Origin of the sequence: Skermanella aerolata KACC 11604 (genome assembly GCF_000936425.1) — a bacterium.
GTDB classification, from domain to species: domain Bacteria; phylum Pseudomonadota; class Alphaproteobacteria; order Azospirillales; family Azospirillaceae; genus Skermanella; species Skermanella aerolata.
This window is the reverse complement of record NZ_AVFK01000024.1, coordinates 88,778-109,497: the sequence shown is the minus strand read 5'-3', so window position 1 is coordinate 109,497 and position 20,720 is coordinate 88,778. Positions and strand designations below refer to the sequence as shown.

Below are 20,720 nucleotides of genomic sequence, written 5' to 3'. Positions count from 1 at the left end.
TTCGAAACTCAACCGAGCCACCTCTGCCAGTCATGAGCAGGCTGGTGCTACCTGTCGCTCCTGTCGCGTTGGTAATCAGGCGAAGCTGAGCCGCGGCGCCGTTGTTCGTTGCCGTATTGATGACATCCCATCCGGAACCACCAAGATCCGCCTGGGTTTGGACCAATGGCGCCGTGAATCCTAAAGACGCGGTTTGATACGTCGTCGCGGTACCAGTCCAATCCGTTGCATCCGCAGGCTTGACGGCGGCTACCAGCAATCCGTCCCAAATATCTATTGCTTTTTCAGTAAGTATAGAGCCATCGTCCTGAACATTAACTTTAGATTCCAAGATCCAGTTGCCCTTGAGCGAACTTGAACCCGTCAAATCGGTTGACGCAGCAACATCTGCTTCCGTAAGTCTGGCAATTTCCCCGATGAAGACTTCACCCGTACCCGACGCCACAGAGCATCCGTAGAAAAGCAAATCGCCTTCGGCGGTCAGAGCGGCGCCGATCGCCGCGAGATCGGTGGTCCGGGCGCCGGTGGTCGCGGTATCGAGCGTGAGCGTTCCGAGTCGTACTTGCCCCTCTGTACCATGGCTAAGGATGTGGATGGCATCGTAGCCGCTCTTGCCTTCGGCCCAAGCCGCCATCTGGGCGAGCCCGTCGCTGGAGCCATCCAGCAGAACCACTTCCATCCCGGACTTCACACCGTCCGCCAGTGTTTGCCAGTCCTCGATCGACGTGTCGATGAACACGACCTCGCTTCGGCCATCGTTGAGGCTGCCATCCGCCGCGCGGATCACTTGGTACGTCGGCGTGTCAAGAGTTACAGCGGAAGCGTCAGAAGCAATCTCTACCCGTTCTGTTGCAGGAAGTTCTGCAACCTCCCCGGTATGGACAGCAATGGCGGCCTGTGCCGCCGCTGCCAGAAGCGCTTGGTCCACCGAATGGTCGGCGGTATCGAAGAGAGCATCGGCGGCTGGGTCATGCACGACCGCATCGACCGCCGTCGCAACGCCGGCCGCGTCGAACATGAAGCGTTGTTCCAGCGCTATGGCGGATGTGGACATGTGCAGATGATCGCGCATACCCGTCAGGCCATTGCGCTTGTCCCGCCGACCACGTCCCATCACACCCATGATATCCCCCACATACACAAACGAATCCGACCCATGTTTCCGACAAAATGGGTAATCCTTTGGGATGATACCCGAGTTGGAAATTTGTGTATAGGGACGCAATTGTTAGTATCGGTTACAAAGTGAAAATTGAGCTACCGTGCGCATATCAGGATTTTCGGTTTCTGCAACTTTGAAGCTTAATTATTTTTAGTTCTCAATCTCTAGGAGATTTGATCTTTTGGTCAGGGGCACGGAGATTCGGCCGACTGGCGGGGGTGTTGGGCTGCGGTCCAACCTGTGAATTCGCTTCAACACGTTTAGATTGTAGATGAGGATGGGTTCGAAACCGCGATGGGATGGGTGACTGCTGAAATTCGCGGGTATGTCAAAAAAAGAGGTATGAATTAGGGTGAACTGAGTTATTACTGAAGGCGTATGACGCACCCTCGGCAAGCAGGATGCTTTGCTCAAACGGTATCCTGGGCGGCGGAAGGGACATCATATAAGGAAGACGTGATTGGGAAATTACCGTATCCGGCCCAGTCGCCATTCCGGTGGGCCTGTCGCACAGAGTATCGGGTGACAGGTTTGCTCCCGTTGAAAGCACGTGTAGCATTCGGGCGACGCCGCAGAAACCATTTCAGGATTCTGCGGCGTCGTTCGTTTTGGGTGGGCGGCGATGCCGGGATGCGAAAGCAGGGTGGCGTAGGTCGGGCCTCTTCAGCCCGACATCTGACGTTCCGGGCCGGATGAGACGGGCGGTGTCGATGCATCGAAGGTGTCGGGCTGAAGAGGCCCGACCTACAAACGGATGAGATTCAAGGCGTGCGGTGGTATGACGCCCTTGCTTGGGGAACGGCAGCATGCATGATCGCGGGGGTATGCAACTCTTGAAAGCTTGCGTTATGTATTACCGTCGTGATTTTACACCCGGCGGTACATATTTCTTCACTGTCGTCACCTCCGAACGGCGTCCGCTGCTTGCGGGGCCGGGTGCCGTGGAAATCCTGCGTGGATCGTTCCGGACGGTCATGGCGGATTATCCTTTCCGGATCGACGCAATCGTGGTGCTGCCCGATCATCTCCATACGATTTGGACGTTGCCGGAAGGGGATGCCGATTATCCGTTCCGGTGGAACCGGATCAAGGGTCGGTTCACGGAGGTGCTTTCCGCCCGCATTCGGCCAATTTGGCAAAATCGGTATTGGGAGCATCGTATTCGTGACGATGCCGATTTCAACCATCATGTGTCGTACATTCATTGGAACCCGGTGAAGCACGGGCTCGCCCAAACTCCTGAGGAGTGGGCGTATTCCAGTTACCGCTTTCGTTAGCAGGCGGCGATGCCGGGATGCGACAGCACGGTCGCATTGGTGTGGGCGGCGTCGATGCATGGCGGATTTCCCGATTCGCGGGTTGATTTTCGTGGGGCTCCTTCGTTGGTGCCGCTGCGGGGGCGGCCTGCATACCACTGTGCCCGGAATTGTCGGCCAAACCGCTTATGAGTCCTGCTGCGCGCATAAAGCGATATCGAATCTCCTTATCGTGCATTTTATCAATTCAATCCCAACGGGTTTTCGAGTACGCATGGTTTTGGTACTAAGCCTTTCGTATGAGGTGACTTGTTCAGGTCATATGAAATGGCGCTGGGCCAGCGGAGCAAGCGCACGCGATGAGTCTGCCAGGCATCAATCGCATGTGCCCGTTCCGGCGCCGGGTGCCATGGCCGAAGCGGGGACGAACGGTGGATACCCCGCTCCAGTCGGTTTCCGAAAAGATCCTCCAACGCACCAGGAAGAAAGATTAAGAAATGTCCGATCCGTATATGGGTACAGTGATGCCGGTCGCCTTCCAGTTCGCTCCGCAGGATTGGCAGACCTGCCAGGGACAGAACCTTCCGGTCAATCAGAACAGCGCGCTGTATTCGCTGCTTGGGACCACCTTCGGCGGCTCCAACGGCCAGAATTTCAATCTGCCCGACCTTCAGGGTCGCACCATCGTCGGCCAGGGCATCCTGAACCTCAATGGCACGGTATCCCAGTACGTTGCCGGCGCAAAGGGCGGCGCCACTTCCGCGACGCTGTCCACCGCCAACGTTCCGCTGGCTGCGCACGTCCACCCGCTGAGCGGGGCGGGCACCGCCACTGTGAACATCCAGGGGACGACCGGTGCGGCGGACTCGACTGCACCGACCGGTTCGAATGTCCTGGCCTCGGCGGTTGCTGTACCCGACGGCGCCGACGCCGTGACCGTCAAGATCTACGGCCCCCCCGCCCCGGCCAACAGCGGCGTTGCCAAGACGATCGGCAGCGCCTCGGTCGCGCTGACCGGCCTGACCGTCGGCGCCAACACCCCGACCGGCGCGACCCCGTTCAGCATCCGCGAGCCGTACCTCACCATGTATTACATCATCGCGACCAACGGCATCTACCCGACCCGTCCGTGATCCGCGCCGGCGGCGCCGCCGTCCCCTTCCGGGGGCGGCGGTGCTGTCTTCGCGTCAGTTGATGCAGATGTGGTAGCCCATGCCGTTCTCTTCCCGGTCCGGCGTCTGCGTCGGGACGATATGCAGTCTTACCGGCCCGAAACCCTCGGTCTGGATGTCGTAAGCGCCTTCCAGCAGCAGCGGCTCGGCCGGGCCACGAAACAGCAGGGTCAGGGGCTTGCGGAATTTCGGGTGCGATGCGCCCTTGCTGGGGTCGTAGGTGGAGGTCAGCCGCAACGTGAATTCGGCAGGTACCTCCGGGTGGATGATCGAGAATTGCTGGCCGATCAGCGGCGTGAAATTTTCCGTGACGAGTAAATCTGGCGATGCGTCTGTCATGGCCGTAATCCTTCCGGAAGGTCAATGTTCGGGTTGATTATACCAAAAAAGGTTTATGACTTCAGTACATCTTATATCTATTCCGCAAGGTTTTTCGATGATTCGCGACGGTGATCGAATTCTGACGACGAAACCCGGTCTTACACTGCGCCTGGAGCGGCCGGATGACGAGGCGCTGATCTTCCGCATCTTCGTCGCGTCGAAGGCGCTGGAATTCGACGGCATGCCGCTGCCGCAGTTCCAAAAGGATTTCCTGCTGAAGCAGCAGCACGTCTCCCAGCTCTACAACTGGCGGCACACATATCCCAGCCTGGAGCAGTGGATCATCGAGAGCGGCGGAGAACCGGTCGGCCGCCTGATCTTCTCCAACCTGCCGGACCAGATCATCGCCCACGACTTGGCCATGCTGCCCGGACGCCTGGGTGTGGGCGGCGGGAAGACCGTCATCAAGGACGTGATCTTCGCGGAAGCCATCCGCTGCGGCAAGATCGCCCGCGCCTCGGTCACGCCGTACAACCCGGCGCGCCGGCTCTATGCCCGTTTGGGCGTTTCCGAAGTGTTGCTGGAGAATTCACCGATGGTCGGGCTGGAATGGCTTCCGCCGGCGCTGCGGTAGGCCGGGCGCAAGGCAAGCGTGGCCGTCGGACCTGGGCCACGACCGAGCCTGCGATTCTCACGCAATCCCGGTGTATTCAAAAAACGATTGTCGCGCAGGTCTTATTACATTAGTATTATGCTTGCTCGGCCTACCCCTATCGCGCGGTGCTGAATTCAAACCCCGGCTTTGTGTGTTGGACGGTAGGTCAAACACGGAGGGGTAGGCGTGGGAAATTACCGTGTCCTGCCCAAGCCTCTGCGGATCGTGCCGCCGGTGTATCGGCGGTCCGGTTCGCTTCTACAGAGTGTCGTGTAACATTCGGGCGCCCGCCGCGCCATTCCTTAGGGATTGGTGCGGCGGCGTTCGCGCGTGCCGCTCACGGATCGGGCTAGTAGCCCGGCATCCAATACCGACGGCGTTCAGCATTGGCTGGTTTGGAGCGTTAGATGTCGGGCTGAAGAGGCCCGACCTACGTCAGCGTGCTCTTGCCCATGTTACGCCGGCACGCTCTTGCCCGCATTGCGCCAGCGTGCTCTTGCCGAGGCTTGATTTTGTAGGTCGGGCCTCTTCAGCCCGACACCTTTGCCGGAACTTACCGGTCAAGCTTCAATGCCGTTGGTATTATTCACGGGGCTCGCACATCTCCGGAAATCAAATTTTCCAGTCCGGCATTTTACCAGTTCCGCTTTGAAAAAATTCGAGTATATATGTCTCTGGTACTAAGCCTTTCGTGTTGCCGGATCTTTTCAGGTCGTGCGAAAAAATGCTGGGCCAGCGGAACGGGCGTGTGTGATGAGCCTGCCCGGCGTCATATGCATACGTCCGTTCCGTCATCAAGCCTGACGACCGAGCCAGCGGCGAACACGGATAGCTGCACCGGTCGTGGAGCGCCAGCCATAACTTCAATCTGCCCGACCTTCAGGGCCGGACCGCCGCCTTGACCGAGGGCGGGCGGCCCGGAAGCGCCGCCCGCCATATGCCGCCGCTACTTCTTGCCGGCCGCCGAACCCGCTGCCTTCGCGTCCTTCTGCTCCGTCGACACCACGTCGGCGATGGACCACAGGAAGTCGGTCTGGACCGTGCCGTCGAACATCGGATCGTCGAGGGAAACGTAGAAGGTGGCCCCGTAGCCGGTGCCGGCGCCGGTCCCGAACTTGACCGAGGCCATGGAATGGCAGGTCATGCAGTTGGTCTCGACCCCGACCTGTCCGGTCCAGGCGACGCCGGTGTTGGGGTCGGTCACCGCCCGCGAAACGCTGAAGGTGCTGGCGGAGAAGTCCGACTCCAGATACGGGTTGTAGGCGATCATGGGCTTGCCGGTATTGCTGCCTCCCGTTACCGGCTGGTTCGGGCTGATCATCTGGTAGGCGATCGACATGGCGTAATGCGCCGCCGGCTTGCCCAGCTGCTTGGGCTGTGCGCCGGCGATCGCGACGCTGCTGGGCGTCGGCGGGTTCATCGGGGCGGGCGTCCAGAAGAAGGTCTGCCACGTCCATTCCCGGATCTCGCGGCTGGTGACGTGCATCGCCATCAGCAGCAGGTAATCGCCGACCGCGACCTTGTAGCCGTTGGTGGAATCGATGGCGTTGAAAGCCGCGACATTGGCGGCCGTCACGGGATAGGAGATGAAGTCGCCCAGGCCGTAGGTCGACGCCGCCGTCTGCCCGCCGCATGCCCCGTCGATCCCGGTGGCGGTCGAAGCACCCTTGTTGGTCACGTCGACATAGACGCAGCCCGGCCATACCGTTTCCGGGAAACCATCGGCCACGATCGTGTCGTTGGTGACCGGAGTTCCCGGCCAGGCCGGCATGGCGTAGTACTTGCCGTCGATCAGGTCGGCGGCGGAGATGATCTTGTAGACCGGCTTGATAGCGACGGAGGGAGCCGGGAAGTCGGGAACCGCCTTTTTCCCGGATTTGTACAGGCCAGCGATCGTGGTCAGGTCGAACAGCTTGTTCTCGTTGATGAACTTCGCGGCCTCCGGGTCGTAGGCGACGACCTCGAAGATGTTGGTGTCCGGCGATACCCCGGTGGCCGAGGCCGTCGCGGTCCGCGCGGTCCGGGGCTGCGTCTTCGATGCGGTGCTGTCGATGCCGAACTTCTCGAGCTGGGTTACCGGCTTGAGGCTCATCGAGCGGCTGCGGGCCGGAGCCGTGGCGGCGCCCGAGACCTTGGCGCCGGCATCGGCGGACGGCGACTTGCTGAGGGCGACCAGTTCCTGCTTGGTCAGCCAGGTGAGATAGACCGGCGCGTTGGGGATGGCGAAGGCGGTTTCTTGGCTGGGCGTGGTCAGGGAGGTCCAGAGACCCCAGCCATGGAGGGAAATCCCGCTGGCATCGGCCGTATCGACCGCCGCGATGATGATCGGCTCCGGCGTGGGGAACATGTACCCCGGAATCTTCGGGTCCGGCAGTTCGACGCCGTAATCGACGGTATCCGCCGCCGCCGGCGGAGCGGAGAGCACCGAGGCGGAGAGGACGGCGGTGGATGCCAGCAGACAAGCACTCAGATTGTTTAGAAAACGCATGATGACAAATCCCATTGTTAAAGATTTGAAATAAACAGGGGTCAGGTGTTTACAGTTTAAGTGTTCAATCAGTACATAAATAGTAAAAGTGATTTATTTGATTTATGCAAGCCGAGCATACGCGTGTACTCGCATTTATTGCGACATTGAAATGTAACGTCAGTGGCATTGAAGATTGACCGGTGAGGTCCGACAGAGAAGTTCAATATTTTGCCGCTTTCCCATAGCGCCGATGCCGGGAGATACCAGGGTCAAGCCCTGGCAGGACGGACTTTTCAAGCAGGCGCAGGCCAAGCGGGCACAGGTCGGTCCAAGACCGAGAGCCGAAGAAGTGTTGGGCCACGGCCCAACCTACGAAGCAGGAGCCTGTAGGTTGGGCCATTGCCCAACAAACCACTTCGGCCCGACACCCGACTTTCCCAGTACGGCTCCGCCTCAGCTCAGGGCGGCCGCTATCGCGTCGTCCACCCGTTCCAGCCAGACGAAGTTCAGCGCTTCGCGGGCCGCTTCAGGGATGTCCTCGTAGTCGCGGCGGTTGCGGGCGGGGAGCATGACGGTGGTGATGCCGGCGCGCTGGGCCGCCAGCACCTTTTCCTTGATGCCGCCGACCGGCAGCACCAGCCCGCGCAGGCTGATCTCGCCCGTCATCGCCAGATCGCTGCGGATCGTCCGTCCGGTCAGCAGCGACACCAGCGCCATGAACATGGCGACGCCGGCGCTCGGGCCGTCCTTCGGAATCGCTCCGGCGGGGACGTGGACGTGGATGTCGAACTTGTCGAACTCCACCGGGTCGGTCCCCAGCACTTCCGGCCGCGACTTCACCAAACTCAGCGCCGCCTGCGCGCTCTCCTTCATGACATCGCCCAACTGGCCGGTCAGGATCAGCCGGCCGTTGCCTGGCGTGCGCGTCGCCTCGATGAACAGGATGTCGCCGCCGACCGGGGTCCAGGCCAGCCCGGTCGCGACACCGGGGACGCTGGTCCGCATCGCCGTCTCGCTCTCGAACCGGCGGCCTCCCAGGATCTCGGTAACCTCCTCGGGGCCGATCGCCAGATGCTCGATCGTGCCTTCCGCGATCCGCATCGCGACGTTGCGGAAGACGCCGCCGATCAGGCGCTCCAGGTTCCGGTTGCCGGCTTCCCGCGTGTAGTAGCGGATGATTTCCCGGATCGCGTCGTCGGTGATGGCGGCCTGTTCGGGCTTCAGCCCGTTGGCCGTCAACTGGCGGCGGACCAGGTAGCGCTTGGCGATCTCAACCTTTTCCTCCTCGGTGTAGCCGGGCAGGTCGATCACTTCCATGCGGTCGCGCAAGGGGCCGGGGATGTTCTCCAGCACGTTGGCGGTCGCGATGAACATGACCTTGCTGAGATCGAACGGCACGCCCAGGTAGTTGTCCCGGAAGGTGCCGTTCTGCTCCGGGTCGAGCACTTCCAGCAGCGCCGCCGAAGGATCGCCGTGGAAGCCTTGGCCCAGCTTGTCCATCTCGTCCAGCATCATCACCGGGTTGCCGGTGCCCGCCTTGCGCAGCGACTGGATCACCGTGCCGGGCAGGGCGCCGACATAGGTCCGGCGGTGGCCCCGGATCTCCGCCTCGTCATGCAGGCCACCGAGGCTGACGCGGACGAACTTCCGCTCGGTCGCCCGCGCGATGCTCTGGCCGAGCGAGGTCTTGCCGACGCCGGGCGGACCGACGAAGCACAGGATCGGGCTGCGGCCTTCCGGGTTCAGCTTGCGGACCGCCAGGAACTCCAGGATGCGGCGCTTGATCTTCTCCAGGCCATAATGGTCCTCGTCCAGGATGCGCCGGGCCGCCGCGATGTCGATGCTGGTCTCGCTGAAAGCCGACCACGGCAGTTCGATCAGCCAGTCCAGGTAGGTCCGGATCATCGAGTATTCGCCGGCACCCTCCGGCATCCGCTCCAGCCGGCGAAGCTCCTTCAGCGCCTGGGTCTCGACCTCCGGCGGCATCCTGGCCTTGGCGATCGCTTCGGTCAGCTCCTGGATCTCGACTTGGCGTGAGTCGGTCTCCCCCAGTTCCTTCTGGATCGTGCGGAGCTGTTCGCGCAGCACGTATTCGCGCTGGCGTTCGTCCATGGTCTCCTTGGTCTGCTCGCTGATCCGGCGCGACAGGCGCAGCACTTCCAGCCGGTGGCCCAGCAGGTTGCCGACCTTCTCCAGGCGGCGGGTCAGGTCGAAGGTCTCCAAAACCTCCTGCTTCTCGTCCGGCTTGAGGTCCATGTAGCTGGCGACCATGTCGGCCAGCGCCGATGCGGTCGGGATGTTCTGGACGGCGGCCAGCAACTCCTGCGGGGCCTGGGGCAGAAGCTGGACGGCCTCGACCGCCTGCTGGCGCAGGTTGAAGAAACGGGCCTGGATCTCGGTGTCCATCCCTTCCGGTTCCTGCGCCACCTGGATGCGCGCGACCAGGAAGGGATAGCCGTCGATGTATTCCAGGATCCGGAAACGCTGCTGGCCCTGGGTGACGACATGGTGCGTGCCGTCGGGGGCGGTCAGGTAGCGCAGCACGGTACCGACTGTGCCGACCCGGTGAAGGTCCAGCCCGGTCGGTTCTTCGGTGGTTTCGTCGCGCTGGAGGACGAAGCCCAGCGGCTTTTCCGTCCGGATCGCGTTCTGCGCCGCCGCGATCGACTGCTGGCGGCCGACGGTGACGGGGGCGACGACGCCCGGAAACAGGACCATGTTGCGCACTGGCACGATGGCGATGGCGTCGTCCGGCAGGGGCAGGTTGTATTCGGACTGGGTGGGGGAGGCGGTAGTCGTGACCATGTCAGCTCCTTAGCCTACCTTGCGCAGGGCCAGCACAAGGCATCCGTCGGCAAGCTCGCGCCGGCCGAGTTCGAGCGGGCCGGGCGGCAGCTGGATCTGCCGTTCGAACCGGCCGTGGGGGATTTCCATCCGGTGGATCAGGCCCGTCTTGTCGCCGACGGGCAGGGCACGCTCGCCGACCACGATCAGCACGCCGCCGTCGATGACGACCTGCACCTGATCGGGCCGGACGCCGGGCAGCGCCACGACGACCAGATACTCGTCGGCCGTTTCGATCAAATCGACCGGCGGCTGCCACGTCGGACGCCTGCCCTGGGCCGGCGTCGCGGCGGGCTGGAAGAACTGGCGGTGCATGCGCTCCGCCTTGTCCATCATGTCGAGTGCTTCGGCCCACATCCAGATGCGGGGATCACGCGAGGGCATTTTGCCTCTCCCTGCTAAACGTCGGTTCGTCTCTCAAGTGGTCTGTTCTCAAGTGGTCTGCTCAACAGATAAATTCGAGAGTGGGCACGCGGCGTCTCGGATCAAAGCAGACAGCGTGGTATACCCGCCATACGGGGATCAGCTCCCGCAGTGACTTGAAGATTTAAGAACACGCGCCAACGCGCCTGGAGGAACCTGAGTGAAAAGCCTGCTAACGCCTGAAAACACCTTGCCCGAGGATGGCTGCGCCGGAACCCTGGTCGGGCGCGTCCAACTGCCGGAAGGCCCCGCCGTCGTCGCGATCCGGGGAGACGGCGTCTACGACGTGACGGCCGAAGCTCCGACCATGAGCACCCTGCTGGATGCCGCCGATCCGGTGGCCGTGGTCCGCACTGGGCTCGCGACGGCGAACCGGATCGGCGACCTTGCCGACATCCTCGCCAACAGCGCGCACGACGCCAACGACCCGTCGAAGCCGTGGTTCTTGTGTCCCGTCGATTTGCAGGCGGTCAAGGCGAGCGGCGTCACCTTCGTCGCCAGCCTGCTCGAGCGCGTGATCGAGGAACAGGCGCGCGGCGACGCCGGCAAGGCCGAAGCCGTCCGCCAGACCATGATCGACGCGATCGGCACCGACCTGTCGGAGATCGAGCCCGGCTCGGAAAGCTCGGCCCGGCTGAAGGACCTGCTGATCGAGAAAGGCGTCTGGTCGCAGTACCTGGAAGTCGGCATCGGCCCCGACGCCGAGATCTTCACCAAGGGCCAGCCGATGTCGTCGCTGGGAACGGGGGCCGAGATCGGCATCCTGGCGGCATCGACCTGGAACAACCCGGAGCCGGAAATCGTGCTGGCCGTCTCGTCCGAAGGCAAGACCGTCGGCGCCACGCTGGGCAACGACGTCAACCTGCGCGACATGGAAGGCCGCAGCGCCCTGCTTCTGGGCAAGGCCAAGGACAACAACGCGTCCTGCTCGATCGGCCCGTTCATCCGCCTGTTCGACGATACCTTCGGCATCGAGGACGTGCGGAAGGCCGAACTGGCGATGAGCGTCGAAGGCGCCGACGGCTACCGCCTGACCGGCAGCAGCTCCATGTCGAAGATCAGCCGCGACCCGCTGGATCTGGTATCCCAGGCGATCGGCAAGAACCACCAGTATCCCGACGGGCTGGTGCTGTTCCTCGGCACGATGTTCGCACCCGTCGAGGACCGCGAGGAACCCGGCGCCGGCTTCACCCACAAGGTCGGCGACGTGGTGCGGATCGAGACGCCGAAGCTGGGAGCCCTGGTCAACCGGGTGACCACCAGCGACAAGGCGCCGCCCTGGACCTTCGGCACCCGCGCCCTGATCCGCAATCTGGCCGAGCGCGGGCTGGTCAGCAAGATCTGAGGCCGGGGGCCGAAGGGATCGGCCCATGGGGACGGTATTCGTCGGGCCACGGCCCCAACCTACAGGCTCCTGCTTCGTAGGTTGGGGCCGTGGCCCAACGGCGGCCGGCGGGGAGGTATCAGCTTGCGTCGCTGGCCGCAAGACCGTCTAATTTATCGGCTTCGATGCCGATATCTTCACATGGCTATCGAAAACTTCGCGGAGGGTCGGCAGCTTTTCCCTGGCCACGTGCTTTTCGGGGTTCCAGATGTCGCCCAGCACGATGGCGCGCGGACAGTGGACGAAGACTTCCCGCACGGCGATCACGATGACCGAGCGCGGAAGCTTGCCGTCGTCCGCGGCGAAGCGCCGGAGCAGGTCCGGGTGGACGGACAGCCCAGCGTCGCCGTTGACGCGCAGGATGTCGCCGAGGCCCGGGAACAGGAAGATCAGGCCGACCGCCGGGTTGGCCAGGATGTTGCGCAGGCTATCCAGCCGGTTGTTGCCCGGCCAGTCCGGCAGCAGCAGCGTCTTTTCGTCGGCCACCTGGACGAAGCCCGGCGGTCCGCCGCGCGGCGAGCAGTCCGTACCATTGGGGCCGGTGGTCCCCATCACCAGGAAGGGCGACGCCTCGACCAGGGTGCGCGCGTGGGCGTCGAGCAGGTCGATCTGCTTCCTGATGACCAGTTCGTGGGGTGTGGGATAGCGGGCGGTCAGGTCTTCGACGCTGCGGATACCGTGGGTGTCGTCGAACCAGTCCATCGGTTCAGCCATCAATTCGGTCTTTCCTTGTGCTTGCGCTCCAGCAGGGGACAGTAGGAGCAGAGTTTCCGGCCCGGAACGCGGTAGAGCAGGCAGCAGACCTTGCGCCGGGCCTGCCTGGCGTCCGGGCAGTCGGTATAGCGCATCGGCTCGTCCAGCGCGTTCTTCCAGCCGCCGGGCCAGGATGGGCTGTGGATCAGCGCGTCCGCCTCCGTTCCGGCCGGCGTGTCGAGCTGTTCGACCACCCAGTGCAGGTAGCCGGCGGCATTGCCCCACAGCACGCGGGGCGACAGCCGCGCCTGGGCGGCCAGCCCGTCGATCAGCGGTTCCAGGTGGTCGCGGGCGAGGGGGATCAGGCGGTCCGGCACGGGAGTTCCGGGATCGACGGCGCCTTCATGGGGCAGGGCGACGGCGGCGGGCACGCCGTCGCCGTTCAGCACGACGGCGGTTTCGGAAAGCCGGAGCGGCAGGACGCGGGCCTCGTCCAGTCCGCTCAGCACGACCGACGGGATCAGCGAATAGAAGTAGTGGCGCGACCAGAGCGAGAGCAGGGCGCGCCGTTCCGCGTCCGGGTGCCGCCGGATCAGTTCCGCAAGGGCGGTTTCCAGCCCGCCGGCCTCGATCAGGCTGCCGCAGGGGATCGCGCCGGGCGCATCGCCGCGCGGGACGAGCCGGGCGCCGAAGCGGCCGCTGGGACCGTCGAGGAAGGGGAATGCCCGCGGAACCGTCATCGGCCTTGCCGCCCGCCGGGCGGACGCGCCAGCAGCCACATCAGATAGGGACCGCCGATCAGCGTGGCGAACAGCCCGACCGGCAGCTGGTAGGGGAACGCGATGCTGCGCGACAGCCAGTCCGACAGCCCCATCAGCAAGGCGCCGATCAGGACGGCGCCGGCCAGTTGGGGCAGCGGCCGGTGCAGCCCGATCAGCCGCGCCAGATGGGGCGCCATCAGGCCCGCGAAGCTCAAGGGGCCGACGATCAGCGTCGCCGCCGCACTCAGCACGGCGGCCAGCAGGATCAGGCACAGCCGCACCGGCGCTATCGCGATGCCAAGGCCGCGCGCCGCCGTTTCGCCCAGGGGCAGGATCTCCAGCCAGCGGGCCGCCAGCGGCGCCACCAGCAGCAGCGGTATGACCGCGAACCCCGCCGCCAGCAGGGCGTCGGGCGCTTCGACCGAATAGGTCGAGCCGGTCAGCCAGCCCAGCAGCTGGAAGGCGCGCGGGTTGCCGCTGGACATGATGACGGTCAGCGCCGCACCGCAGGTCGCCGCCAGCGCGACGCCGGCCAGCAGCATCCGTTCCGGGGCGAAGCCGCCGCGCCGGGCCAGCAGCAGCATGACGGCCAGCGCCAGCGCCGCACCCAAGGTCGTGGCGCCGAGCTGTTCCAGCCGTCCGGGCGCCGCTACGCTTAGGACCAGCACCGCCAACCCCAGGCCGGCGCCGGAGCTGATGCCCAGCACCTCCGGGCTTGCCATCGGGTTGCCGGTCAGGCGCTGGAGCACCGTTCCCGATGCTCCAAGCATGGCGCCGGCGGCCAGGGCCGCGACCAGACGCGGCCACCGCCACGGCAGCAGTTCCCGGAAATCGTCGCCCGCGCCGGCGGCCAGCACAACCCAGCACAGCAGCGGCAGCACCGCGGCCAGGGCCGCAATCAGCAGCCAGGGACGCGCCGAACGCCTGCCGCCGGCTCCCGAGCCCGTCCCCCGGTCCGCCGGTCCCGACAGCGCGTGCAGGCGCGGCAGCATCCACAGCAGCATCGGGCCGCCGAGCAGGGCCGTCATGGCGCCGGTGGGAACAAGGTCGTCGCCCAGGATCGGCACCGTTCCGGTCAGCGTGTCGGCCAGGAGCAGCAGCGCCGCCCCCATGACCGGCGACCACAGCGGCGAGCGGGCGCCGGCCAGACGGACGAAGGCGGGGGCCGCGAGCCCGACGAAGCCGATGATCCCCACGAGCGACACGACGGACGCCGCCAGCCAGACCGACAGCAGCAGGATGCCCAGCCGCGTCGCGTGCAGCGCCACGCCGAGGCTCCGCGCGGCGGTGTCGTCCAGCCCCAGCACCGTCAGCGGCCGAAGCAGGAGGGCCGCCGCCAGGATGCCCAGGGCCAGACGCGGCGCCAGGGCCAGCACGCTGCCCCAGCCCTGCTGGCTCAGCGATCCGCCGCCCCAAATGAACAGCGAGATCAGGTACTCGCCGTTCAACTGGATCAGCGTGGCGCTCAACGCGCCGCAGGTCAGCCCGACCACCAGCCCCGCCAGCACGACGGAGACGGGGCGAAGCCCCTGCCGCCACGACAGCGCCAGCACCAGCAGCATGGCCGCCAGCCCGCCCGCCAGCGCGACACCCTCACGCGACAGGTCGAGCAGGCCGGGCGCGTAGATCGTCGTGGCCCCCAGAGCCAGCTGCGCGCCGGCGGAAATCCCGAGCGTCGAGGGTTCCGCGATCGGGTTGCGCAGGACCCGCTGGAGCAGCGCGCCGGACAGTCCCAAGGCCGCCCCGCACAGGCACGCCATCGCGATGCGCGGCAGGGTGCTGTAGTAGAACAGCACCTGACTCATGGAATCGGCTTCAGGCACGGGCCAGCAACTCCGCGAAGCGGCGCGCCGCCGGCAAGCCGCCGAACGGGTTGACGGCGTCCAGCCGGACCACCCTGCCGTCGCGCACGCTGGGCAGGGCCTGCCAGATCGCGCTGTCCGCCAATGCCGGCCAGACACCGGGAGGGACGGGATCGAGCACGACAAGAGTCGCGTCGGGCATCTCGGCCAGACGTTCCAGCCCGACGGTGGCCGTGGCGCGGAACCGTGTCGCCGTCCGCCAAGCGTTGACCAGCCCCAGCCGCTCCAGCACCGAGCCGAACAGGCTGTCGCCGCCGAAGGTCCGCACATGGCGCGCGTCGCCCAGGCTGACCAGCAGCACGGACCGGGGACCGAACCGCCCGGCCAGCGCGTCCATCGCGTCCTCGGTCCGCCCGATCAGCTCGCGCGCCGTGTCGGGGGTTCCCAGCCGCTCGCCCAGTTCGGCGGTTTCCTCGAGCGCCCGGCGGTAGGGGTTGCCGCCCGGCATGTTGATGGTCGAATCGACCACCGGCGCTATCCGCGCCAGCCGGTGCCGGATGCCGGCGTAGAAATGCGAACTCAGGATCAGGCCGGGGGCCGACCTTACCAGGACTTCCAGGTTGGGAGCGCCGCGCAGACCCAGGTCGGCGACGCCGTCCGGCATCTCCGGCGTGACGACCCAGCGCCGGTAATGCACAAGCTCCGTCGCGGCGACCGGCACGATCCCCAGCGCCAGCGCGGTTTCCAGCATGGCCCAGTCGACCGCCGCGATCCGGAGCGGAGAGGCCGAAGCGGAAGCGGAAGCCGAAGCCGCGAGCGGCATCGCCGCCAGCGCCGAGGCTCCGGCCAGGAATGCGCGTCGCGAGATCGCGGTCACTGGACGTATCCGATCGGCTCGCCGGTCGTTGGATGGGCGATCACGCCCATCTCGACGCCGTAGATCGCTTCCAGCATCTCCGGCCGCATGATCTGCGCCGGGGTGCCGCGCGCGACCAGCCGCCCGCCGCCCAGTGCCAGCAGCTCGTCGCAGTACCGTGCCGCCATGTTGACGTCGTGCAGCACGACGACGACGCCGAGGTCGCGTTCCCGGCTGAGCTGGCGGACCAGCGCCAGCACCTCGACCTGATGCGCGACATCCAGCGCCGAGGTCGGCTCGTCCAGCAGCAGGCATTCCGTGCCCTGGGCCAGCATCATGGCGAGCCACGCCCGCTGCCGCTCGCCGCCGGACAGGCTGTCGACCAGCCGGCCCGCCATCGGCTCCATGCCGGTGCGGGTAATCGCCTCGTCCACCATCGCGCGGTCGGTGGCGGTCACCCGGCCCAGCGTGCCGTGCCAGGGGAAGCGGCCCAATGCCACCAGTTCCCGCACGGTCATGCCGTCGGCGGCCGGGGTGAACTGCGGCAGATAGGCGACCTTGCGGGCGAAGGCCCGGCTGCCCCAGCCGCCGACCGGTTTCCCCCCGAACCGGACCGTTCCGGTCGACGCCGCCTGCTGGCCGGCCAGCATCTTGATCAGCGTGCTCTTGCCCGACCCGTTGGGGCCGATCAGGCCATGGATGCGGCGCCCGGTCAAGCTCAGGCTCAGCGGATGAAGCAGGTCCCGTCCCGGGACCCTGAACCCCACTTCCTCCAGCTCGAACAGTGCCGGCTCCAACAAAAGGCTACCCTCCAAGACGTCCTACCAGCGGTATGTCAGCGTCGAGATCACGGCCAGCCGGTTGCCGTAGTAGCAGCCGCCGACGCTGCCGCACGAGGTCACGTATTTCTTGTCGAACAGGTTGTTGGCGTTCAGCCCGATCCGGAACTGGTCGATGTCGTAATGGACCGCCGCGTCGAACAGAGTGACGCTGGGCACCTTGATGTCGTTGGCATCGTTGCCGAACCGCGACCCGATATGCCGCACGCCGGCGCCGAAGCCGAAGCCTTCCAGCATGCTGCCTTCCGGGAACGAGTAATCGCCCCACAGGCTCGCCAGATGCTCCGGCACGGTCGCCAGCCGGTTCCCCTCGGTCCCGGAGTTGCTCTCGGTGATCTCCGAGTCCAGGTAGGTGTAGGAGGCGATCAGGTTGAGGCCCTGCATCAGGCTTGCGGTCGCCTCAAGCTCGACGCCGCGCACCCGCGCCTCGCCGGTCTGGAGCTGGAAGGTCGGGAAGTCCGGGTCGGTCGTCGTGACGTTGGTCCGCCTCAGGTCGAACAGCGCCGCCGTGATGAAGCTGTTTGACCCCGGCGGCTGGTACTTGACGCCGACCTCGTACTGCTCGCCCTCGGTCGGATCGAACGTCCCGCCGCCGCGCTGCGGCGCCTGCGACCCGACGACGGGATCGAACGACGTGGTGTAGCTTACATACGGGGCGAACCCGGCGTCGAACAGGTACATCAGCGCCGCCCGGCCGGTGAACGCGCTGTCGTCCTGGCTGGTCTCCGCCCCGGTGACGCGGTTGCGCTGCTCCGTCTCGACCCAGTCGTGCCGCCCGCCGAGCGTCAGCAGCCACTTGTCCAGCTTCACCTGGTCCTGGACATAGACGCCGATCTGGCTGAGGTCGTCGTCGCGGTCGGTCCCGATCGCCGGCAGGGCGATCTGCTGCCCGTAGGAGGGGTTGAACAGGTCGAGCGACGGCGCCGTACCGAACCCCGTCCGGGTATCTCCCCAGAAGCGCCGGTAGTCGATGCCGAACAAGGCGGTATGGCTGAGCGGTCCGGTGCCGAACTTGGCCTGCGCCGTGGTGTCGACGTTGACGGTGTCGGAGCTTTCCCGCTGGACCAGCGAGCCGCGCTGAAGCGTTCGCTGGTCGGCCGCCAGCCCTGACGTGAAGAGGCTGTCGTAGTCGAAGCTCAAGTGCAGGTAGCGGGCGTTCTGCCGGATCGTGAAGGTGTCGTTGAAGCGGTGCTCGAAGTCGTAGCCGATGCTCGACAGCTCCAGTTCCGAGTCCCGGAAGGTCGGCTCGCCCGGATAGAAGCTGGTGGAGATCTCGCCCAGCGGATTGCCGTAGAGGGTGCCGATGGCGGGCAGCCCCGGCGGCGACTGCGCCTCGTCGTGCTGGAAGCGGCCCAGCAGCGTCAGCCGCGTGTCGGAATTGGGTTTCCAGGTCAGGGCGGGCGCAACGAAGATGCGGTCGTCCTCGACATAGTCCATCTGCGTGTCGCTCTTCCGCCCCAGGGCGGTCAGGCGGTAGGTGAACTGCTTCTCCGCGTCGAGCGCGCCGCCCAGATCGAACGAGCCCTGGTAGCGGTCGTGGCTGCCGGCCTGAAGGTTCACCTCGCCGAAGCTCTGGTCGGTCGGGCGCTTGCTGACCAGGTTGACCAGCCCGCCCGGCACCGACTGGCCGTACAGCACGGAAGACGGCCCGCGCAGCACCTCCACCCGCTCGAGGCCGTATTGCTCGATGGCCGGCGCCCCGAATGTCCGCAGGATGCGCAGCCCGTCCAGGTACTGGTTCGGCCCGGCGCTGAAGCCCCGGATGTTGGGATCGTCGAAGCGCGGATCGGCGATGGTGCCGGAGAAGGTGCCGGCGGTGTATCCCAGCGCGTCGGTGATGCTCTGCACCGCGCGGTCATTGAGCTGGTCGCGGGTGATGACGCTGATGGACTGCGGCGTCTCGATCAGCGGAGTATCGGTCTTGGTCGCCGTGCCGGTAACGGGAGCCACGTATCCCTGGACCGAGCTGGTCGCCGTCGGCGCCGCCCCCTCCACCGAGATCGGCGGCAGCACGACGGAGCCGTCTTCGGCAGGCTGCGCATAGGCCGTCGTGCTCATCAGCAGGACGAGGAGGGAGGTCAACCGGGCTTGGGAATGCATGACTGGGAGATTTCCTGGATGGGCAGGCGGTGCGCGTTCGTGTCGGCGCAAGCTACTGATAATGCGAGTCACTTGCAAAATATTTAGTTGGGCTAACCAATCAGTGTGAGTATGCCGGTCGATACCGGGTGCCGGCCCCCGCGTATCCCGCCGCCAACTTCCGTTTCCAGGTGTTACCCCAGGGTCAACGAACCTTCAGAAGAGGGCGCACCATGAGCGATCATATCTACAAGATCATCCAACTCGTCGGCTCATCCCCCACCAGCGTCGAGGACGCCGTCCAGAACGCGGTCGAGCGGGCCTCCAAGAAGCTGAAGCATCTGCGCTGGTTCGAAGTCATAGAAACGCGCGGCCATATCGAGAACGGCAAGGTCTCGCACTATCAGGTTACCCTCAAGGTCGGCTTCACGCTGGACGACACGATCGACGCGTCCGATTGAGGCCGCCACCGGAGGGCGGCCGGGGCATTCCGGCCTTCCCTCCGGCCTGGAAATCATGGGACCCTGATGGCCTGAACATTGCACTCAGCACAGCCTCGACGGCAACCGAGGCGCGCGACGCAAAGCAGAGGCATCAGAAACCATGGCGACAACCATCCATCCCGTAGACGAGCGTCTCCCGCTACCAAGACTGCTTCCCCTGGCCCTGCAACACGTACTGGTGATGTATGCCGGCGCGGTGGCTGTCCCGTTGATCATCGGCCGCGCCCTTGGCTTGCCGCCGGAAGACGTCGCTTTCCTGATCAGCGCCGACCTGTTCGCCTGCGGTCTGGCGACGCTGGTGCAGTGCTTCGGCTTCCCCGGCGTCGGCATCCGGCTTCCGGTCATGATGGGAGTCACCTTCGCCTCGGTCGGTCCGATGCTCTCGATGGCCGCCTCGCCCGAAGTGGGGCTGCTCGGAATCTACGGTTCGGTCATTGCCGCCGGCATTTTCGGCGTAATCGTTGCACCTTTCGTCAGCAGGCTGTTGCCTCTTTTTCCGCCTGTCGTCACCGGGACGATCATCCTCGTGATCGGCATCTCGCTGATGCGGGTCGGCATCAACTGGGCCGGCGGCGGGTTGCCGACGCTGACCAAGATGGTCGACGGCGTTCCGGCGGCCTTCCCCAACCCCAATTACGGTCAGGTCACCGGCCTCGGCATCGCCCTGTTCGTGCTGCTTTTCATCCTGGCGCTGATCAAGTGGGGCAAGGGCTTCCTCGCCAACATCGCGGTGCTGCTCGGCATCGTCGCCGGTTCGGTCCTGGCGGCGGCGCTGGGCCTGATGAGCTTCCACAAGGTCGGGACGGCTCCCTGGGTCGATGTCATCCTGCCGTTCCACTTCGGCATGCCTCAGTTCCATCTGGTCCCGATCGTGACGATGTGCATCGTGATGATGGTCGTCATGATCGAATCGCTGGGCATGTTCCTGGCGCTGGGCGACATCACCGGCAAGCGGGTCGATCAGGATGCCCTGACGCGGGGCCTCCGCGCCGACGGCGTCGGCACGCTGCTGGGCGGCATCTTCAACACCTTCCCCTACACCTCGTTCTCGCAGAATGTCGGGCTGGTCGGCGTCACCGGCGTCCGGTCGCGCTGGGTCACGGTGGCGGGCGGCGTCATCATGCTGGCGCTGGGCCTGATCCCCAAGATGGCGGCGCTGGTCGAGGCCGTTCCCCAGGTGGTCCTAGGGGGAGCCGGCCTTGTGATGTTCGGCATGGTCGCTGCCACGGGTGCCCGCATCCTGACAGCGGTGGACTTCCGCAACAACGCCAACAACCTGTTCATCGTGGCGATCTCGATCGGCTTCGGCATGATCCCGCTGGTCTCGCCGAACTTCTTCAAGAACCTGCCGCACGCGCTTCACCCGCTGCTGGAATCCGGCATCCTGCTCGCCGCCATCGTCTCGGTGGCGCTCAACGCCTTCTTCAACGGCATGAAGAGCGCCGAGCACGCCCGCACCGAAGCCTCGGCCTCGGCCGCCGCTTCCGAGCATGTCTGAGA

The 20,720-nt window shown here is 65.2% G+C and carries 17 protein-coding genes and 1 pseudogene; 7 read left to right on the top strand and 11 right to left on the bottom strand.

The genetic code is table 11. The annotated features are described in order from the left end of the window. Window positions 1-313 precede the first annotated feature (313 nt). Window positions 314-691 (bottom strand): annotated as a pseudogene (locus N826_RS45995) (DUF4347 domain-containing protein); the annotation flags it as partial. Here N826_RS45995 and N826_RS45410 point away from each other — a divergent pair. The 3 genes from N826_RS45410 (at window position 578) to N826_RS24815 (ending at window position 3,551) form a co-directional block, all read left to right on the top strand. Beyond that, window positions 578-1,249 (top strand): hypothetical protein, encoded by a 672-nt coding sequence (locus N826_RS45410; protein ID WP_044433084.1) that lies wholly within the window; start codon window positions 578-580, stop codon window positions 1,247-1,249. The pseudogene N826_RS45995 and the gene N826_RS45410 sit on opposite strands and share 114 nt — an antisense overlap. A 719-nt stretch (window positions 1,250-1,968) precedes the next feature. Further along, window positions 1,969-2,439 carry an REP-associated tyrosine transposase gene (locus N826_RS24820; protein ID WP_052831995.1) on the top strand — a complete coding sequence of 157 codons (471 nt, stop codon included), beginning with the start codon at window positions 1,969-1,971 and terminating at the stop codon, window positions 2,437-2,439. 476 nt (window positions 2,440-2,915) lie between these two features. Beyond that, window positions 2,916-3,551, top strand: coding sequence for a phage tail protein (locus N826_RS24815; protein ID WP_044433083.1), 636 nt, complete (start codon window positions 2,916-2,918; stop codon window positions 3,549-3,551). A 54-nt stretch (window positions 3,552-3,605) separates the two neighbouring features. Here the strand turns inward: N826_RS24815 and N826_RS24810 are convergent, their stop codons facing one another. After that, a complete protein-coding gene (locus N826_RS24810; RefSeq protein WP_044433082.1) occupies window positions 3,606-3,929 on the bottom strand; it encodes a DUF6916 family protein in 324 nt (107 codons plus the stop codon). 97 nt (window positions 3,930-4,026) lie between these two features. Here N826_RS24810 and N826_RS40480 point away from each other — a divergent pair, with 97 nt between their 5' ends. Next, window positions 4,027-4,545, top strand: coding sequence for a GNAT family N-acetyltransferase (locus tag N826_RS40480; protein ID WP_052831993.1), 519 nt, complete (start codon window positions 4,027-4,029; stop codon window positions 4,543-4,545). A gap of 967 nt (window positions 4,546-5,512) precedes the next feature. Here the strand turns inward: N826_RS40480 and N826_RS24800 are convergent. The 3 genes from N826_RS24800 to N826_RS24790 all read right to left on the bottom strand — a co-directional run bounded on the left by N826_RS24800 (window position 5,513) and on the right by N826_RS24790 (window position 10,264). Further along, window positions 5,513-7,054 (bottom strand): hypothetical protein, encoded by a 1,542-nt coding sequence (locus N826_RS24800; RefSeq protein ID WP_147040193.1) that lies wholly within the window; start codon window positions 7,052-7,054, stop codon window positions 5,513-5,515. Window positions 7,055-7,489: 435 nt separating this feature from the next. Beyond that, a complete protein-coding gene (gene lon / locus N826_RS24795; RefSeq protein WP_044433080.1) occupies window positions 7,490-9,841 on the bottom strand; it encodes an endopeptidase La in 2,352 nt (783 codons plus the stop codon). 9 nt (window positions 9,842-9,850) lie between these two features. Beyond that, window positions 9,851-10,264, bottom strand: coding sequence for an Hsp20/alpha crystallin family protein (locus N826_RS24790; RefSeq protein ID WP_044433079.1), 414 nt, complete (start codon window positions 10,262-10,264; stop codon window positions 9,851-9,853). Window positions 10,265-10,463: 199 nt separating this feature from the next. On the opposite strand from N826_RS24790, the gene N826_RS24785 reads away from it, so the two are divergent. After that, on the top strand, window positions 10,464-11,648 hold the full coding sequence (locus N826_RS24785; protein ID WP_044433078.1) for a fumarylacetoacetate hydrolase family protein: 1,185 nt from the start codon (window positions 10,464-10,466) through the stop codon (window positions 11,646-11,648). 147 nt (window positions 11,649-11,795) lie between these two features. Here N826_RS24785 and N826_RS24780 read toward each other — a convergent pair whose 3' ends face one another. The 6 genes from N826_RS24780 to N826_RS24755 are packed head-to-tail and all read right to left on the bottom strand — an operon-like array spanning window position 11,796 to window position 18,738. Then, entirely contained in the window at window positions 11,796-12,401 is a 606-nt protein-coding gene (locus tag N826_RS24780; protein ID WP_084721161.1) for an MSMEG_1061 family FMN-dependent PPOX-type flavoprotein, read from the bottom strand. Beyond that, window positions 12,401-13,120 carry a siderophore-iron reductase FhuF gene (gene fhuF, locus N826_RS24775; RefSeq protein ID WP_052831991.1) on the bottom strand — a complete coding sequence of 240 codons (720 nt, stop codon included), beginning with the start codon at window positions 13,118-13,120 and terminating at the stop codon, window positions 12,401-12,403. Before fhuF ends, N826_RS24780 begins: the two co-directional genes overlap by 1 nt. After that, window positions 13,117-14,964, bottom strand: a complete 1,848-nt coding sequence (gene fhuB, locus N826_RS24770; protein ID WP_147040195.1) for a Fe(3+)-hydroxamate ABC transporter permease FhuB — start codon at window positions 14,962-14,964, stop codon at window positions 13,117-13,119. Before fhuB ends, fhuF begins: the two co-directional genes overlap by 4 nt. Beyond that, window positions 14,957-15,820 carry an ABC transporter substrate-binding protein gene (locus N826_RS43310; RefSeq protein WP_244619446.1) on the bottom strand — a complete coding sequence of 288 codons (864 nt, stop codon included), beginning with the start codon at window positions 15,818-15,820 and terminating at the stop codon, window positions 14,957-14,959. The genes fhuB and N826_RS43310 overlap by 8 nt, the downstream gene beginning before the upstream one ends. After that, window positions 15,817-16,599: an ATP-binding cassette domain-containing protein gene (locus N826_RS24760; RefSeq protein ID WP_308518131.1), complete on the bottom strand. Its 783-nt coding sequence runs from the start codon at window positions 16,597-16,599 to the stop codon at window positions 15,817-15,819. Before N826_RS24760 ends, N826_RS43310 begins: the two co-directional genes overlap by 4 nt. Window positions 16,600-16,620: 21 nt before the next feature. Further along, window positions 16,621-18,738, bottom strand: a complete 2,118-nt coding sequence (locus tag N826_RS24755; RefSeq protein WP_052831987.1) for a TonB-dependent siderophore receptor — start codon at window positions 18,736-18,738, stop codon at window positions 16,621-16,623. A 212-nt stretch (window positions 18,739-18,950) separates the two neighbouring features. Between N826_RS24755 and N826_RS24750 the strand changes: the two genes are divergently transcribed. Together N826_RS24750 and N826_RS24745 are read left to right on the top strand one after the other, a co-directional pair. After that, a complete protein-coding gene (locus N826_RS24750; protein WP_044433076.1) occupies window positions 18,951-19,178 on the top strand; it encodes a dodecin in 228 nt (75 codons plus the stop codon). 142 nt (window positions 19,179-19,320) lie between these two features. Further along, window positions 19,321-20,718 (top strand): nucleobase:cation symporter-2 family protein, encoded by a 1,398-nt coding sequence (locus N826_RS24745; protein ID WP_044433075.1) that lies wholly within the window; start codon window positions 19,321-19,323, stop codon window positions 20,716-20,718. Window positions 20,719-20,720 lie beyond the last annotated feature (2 nt).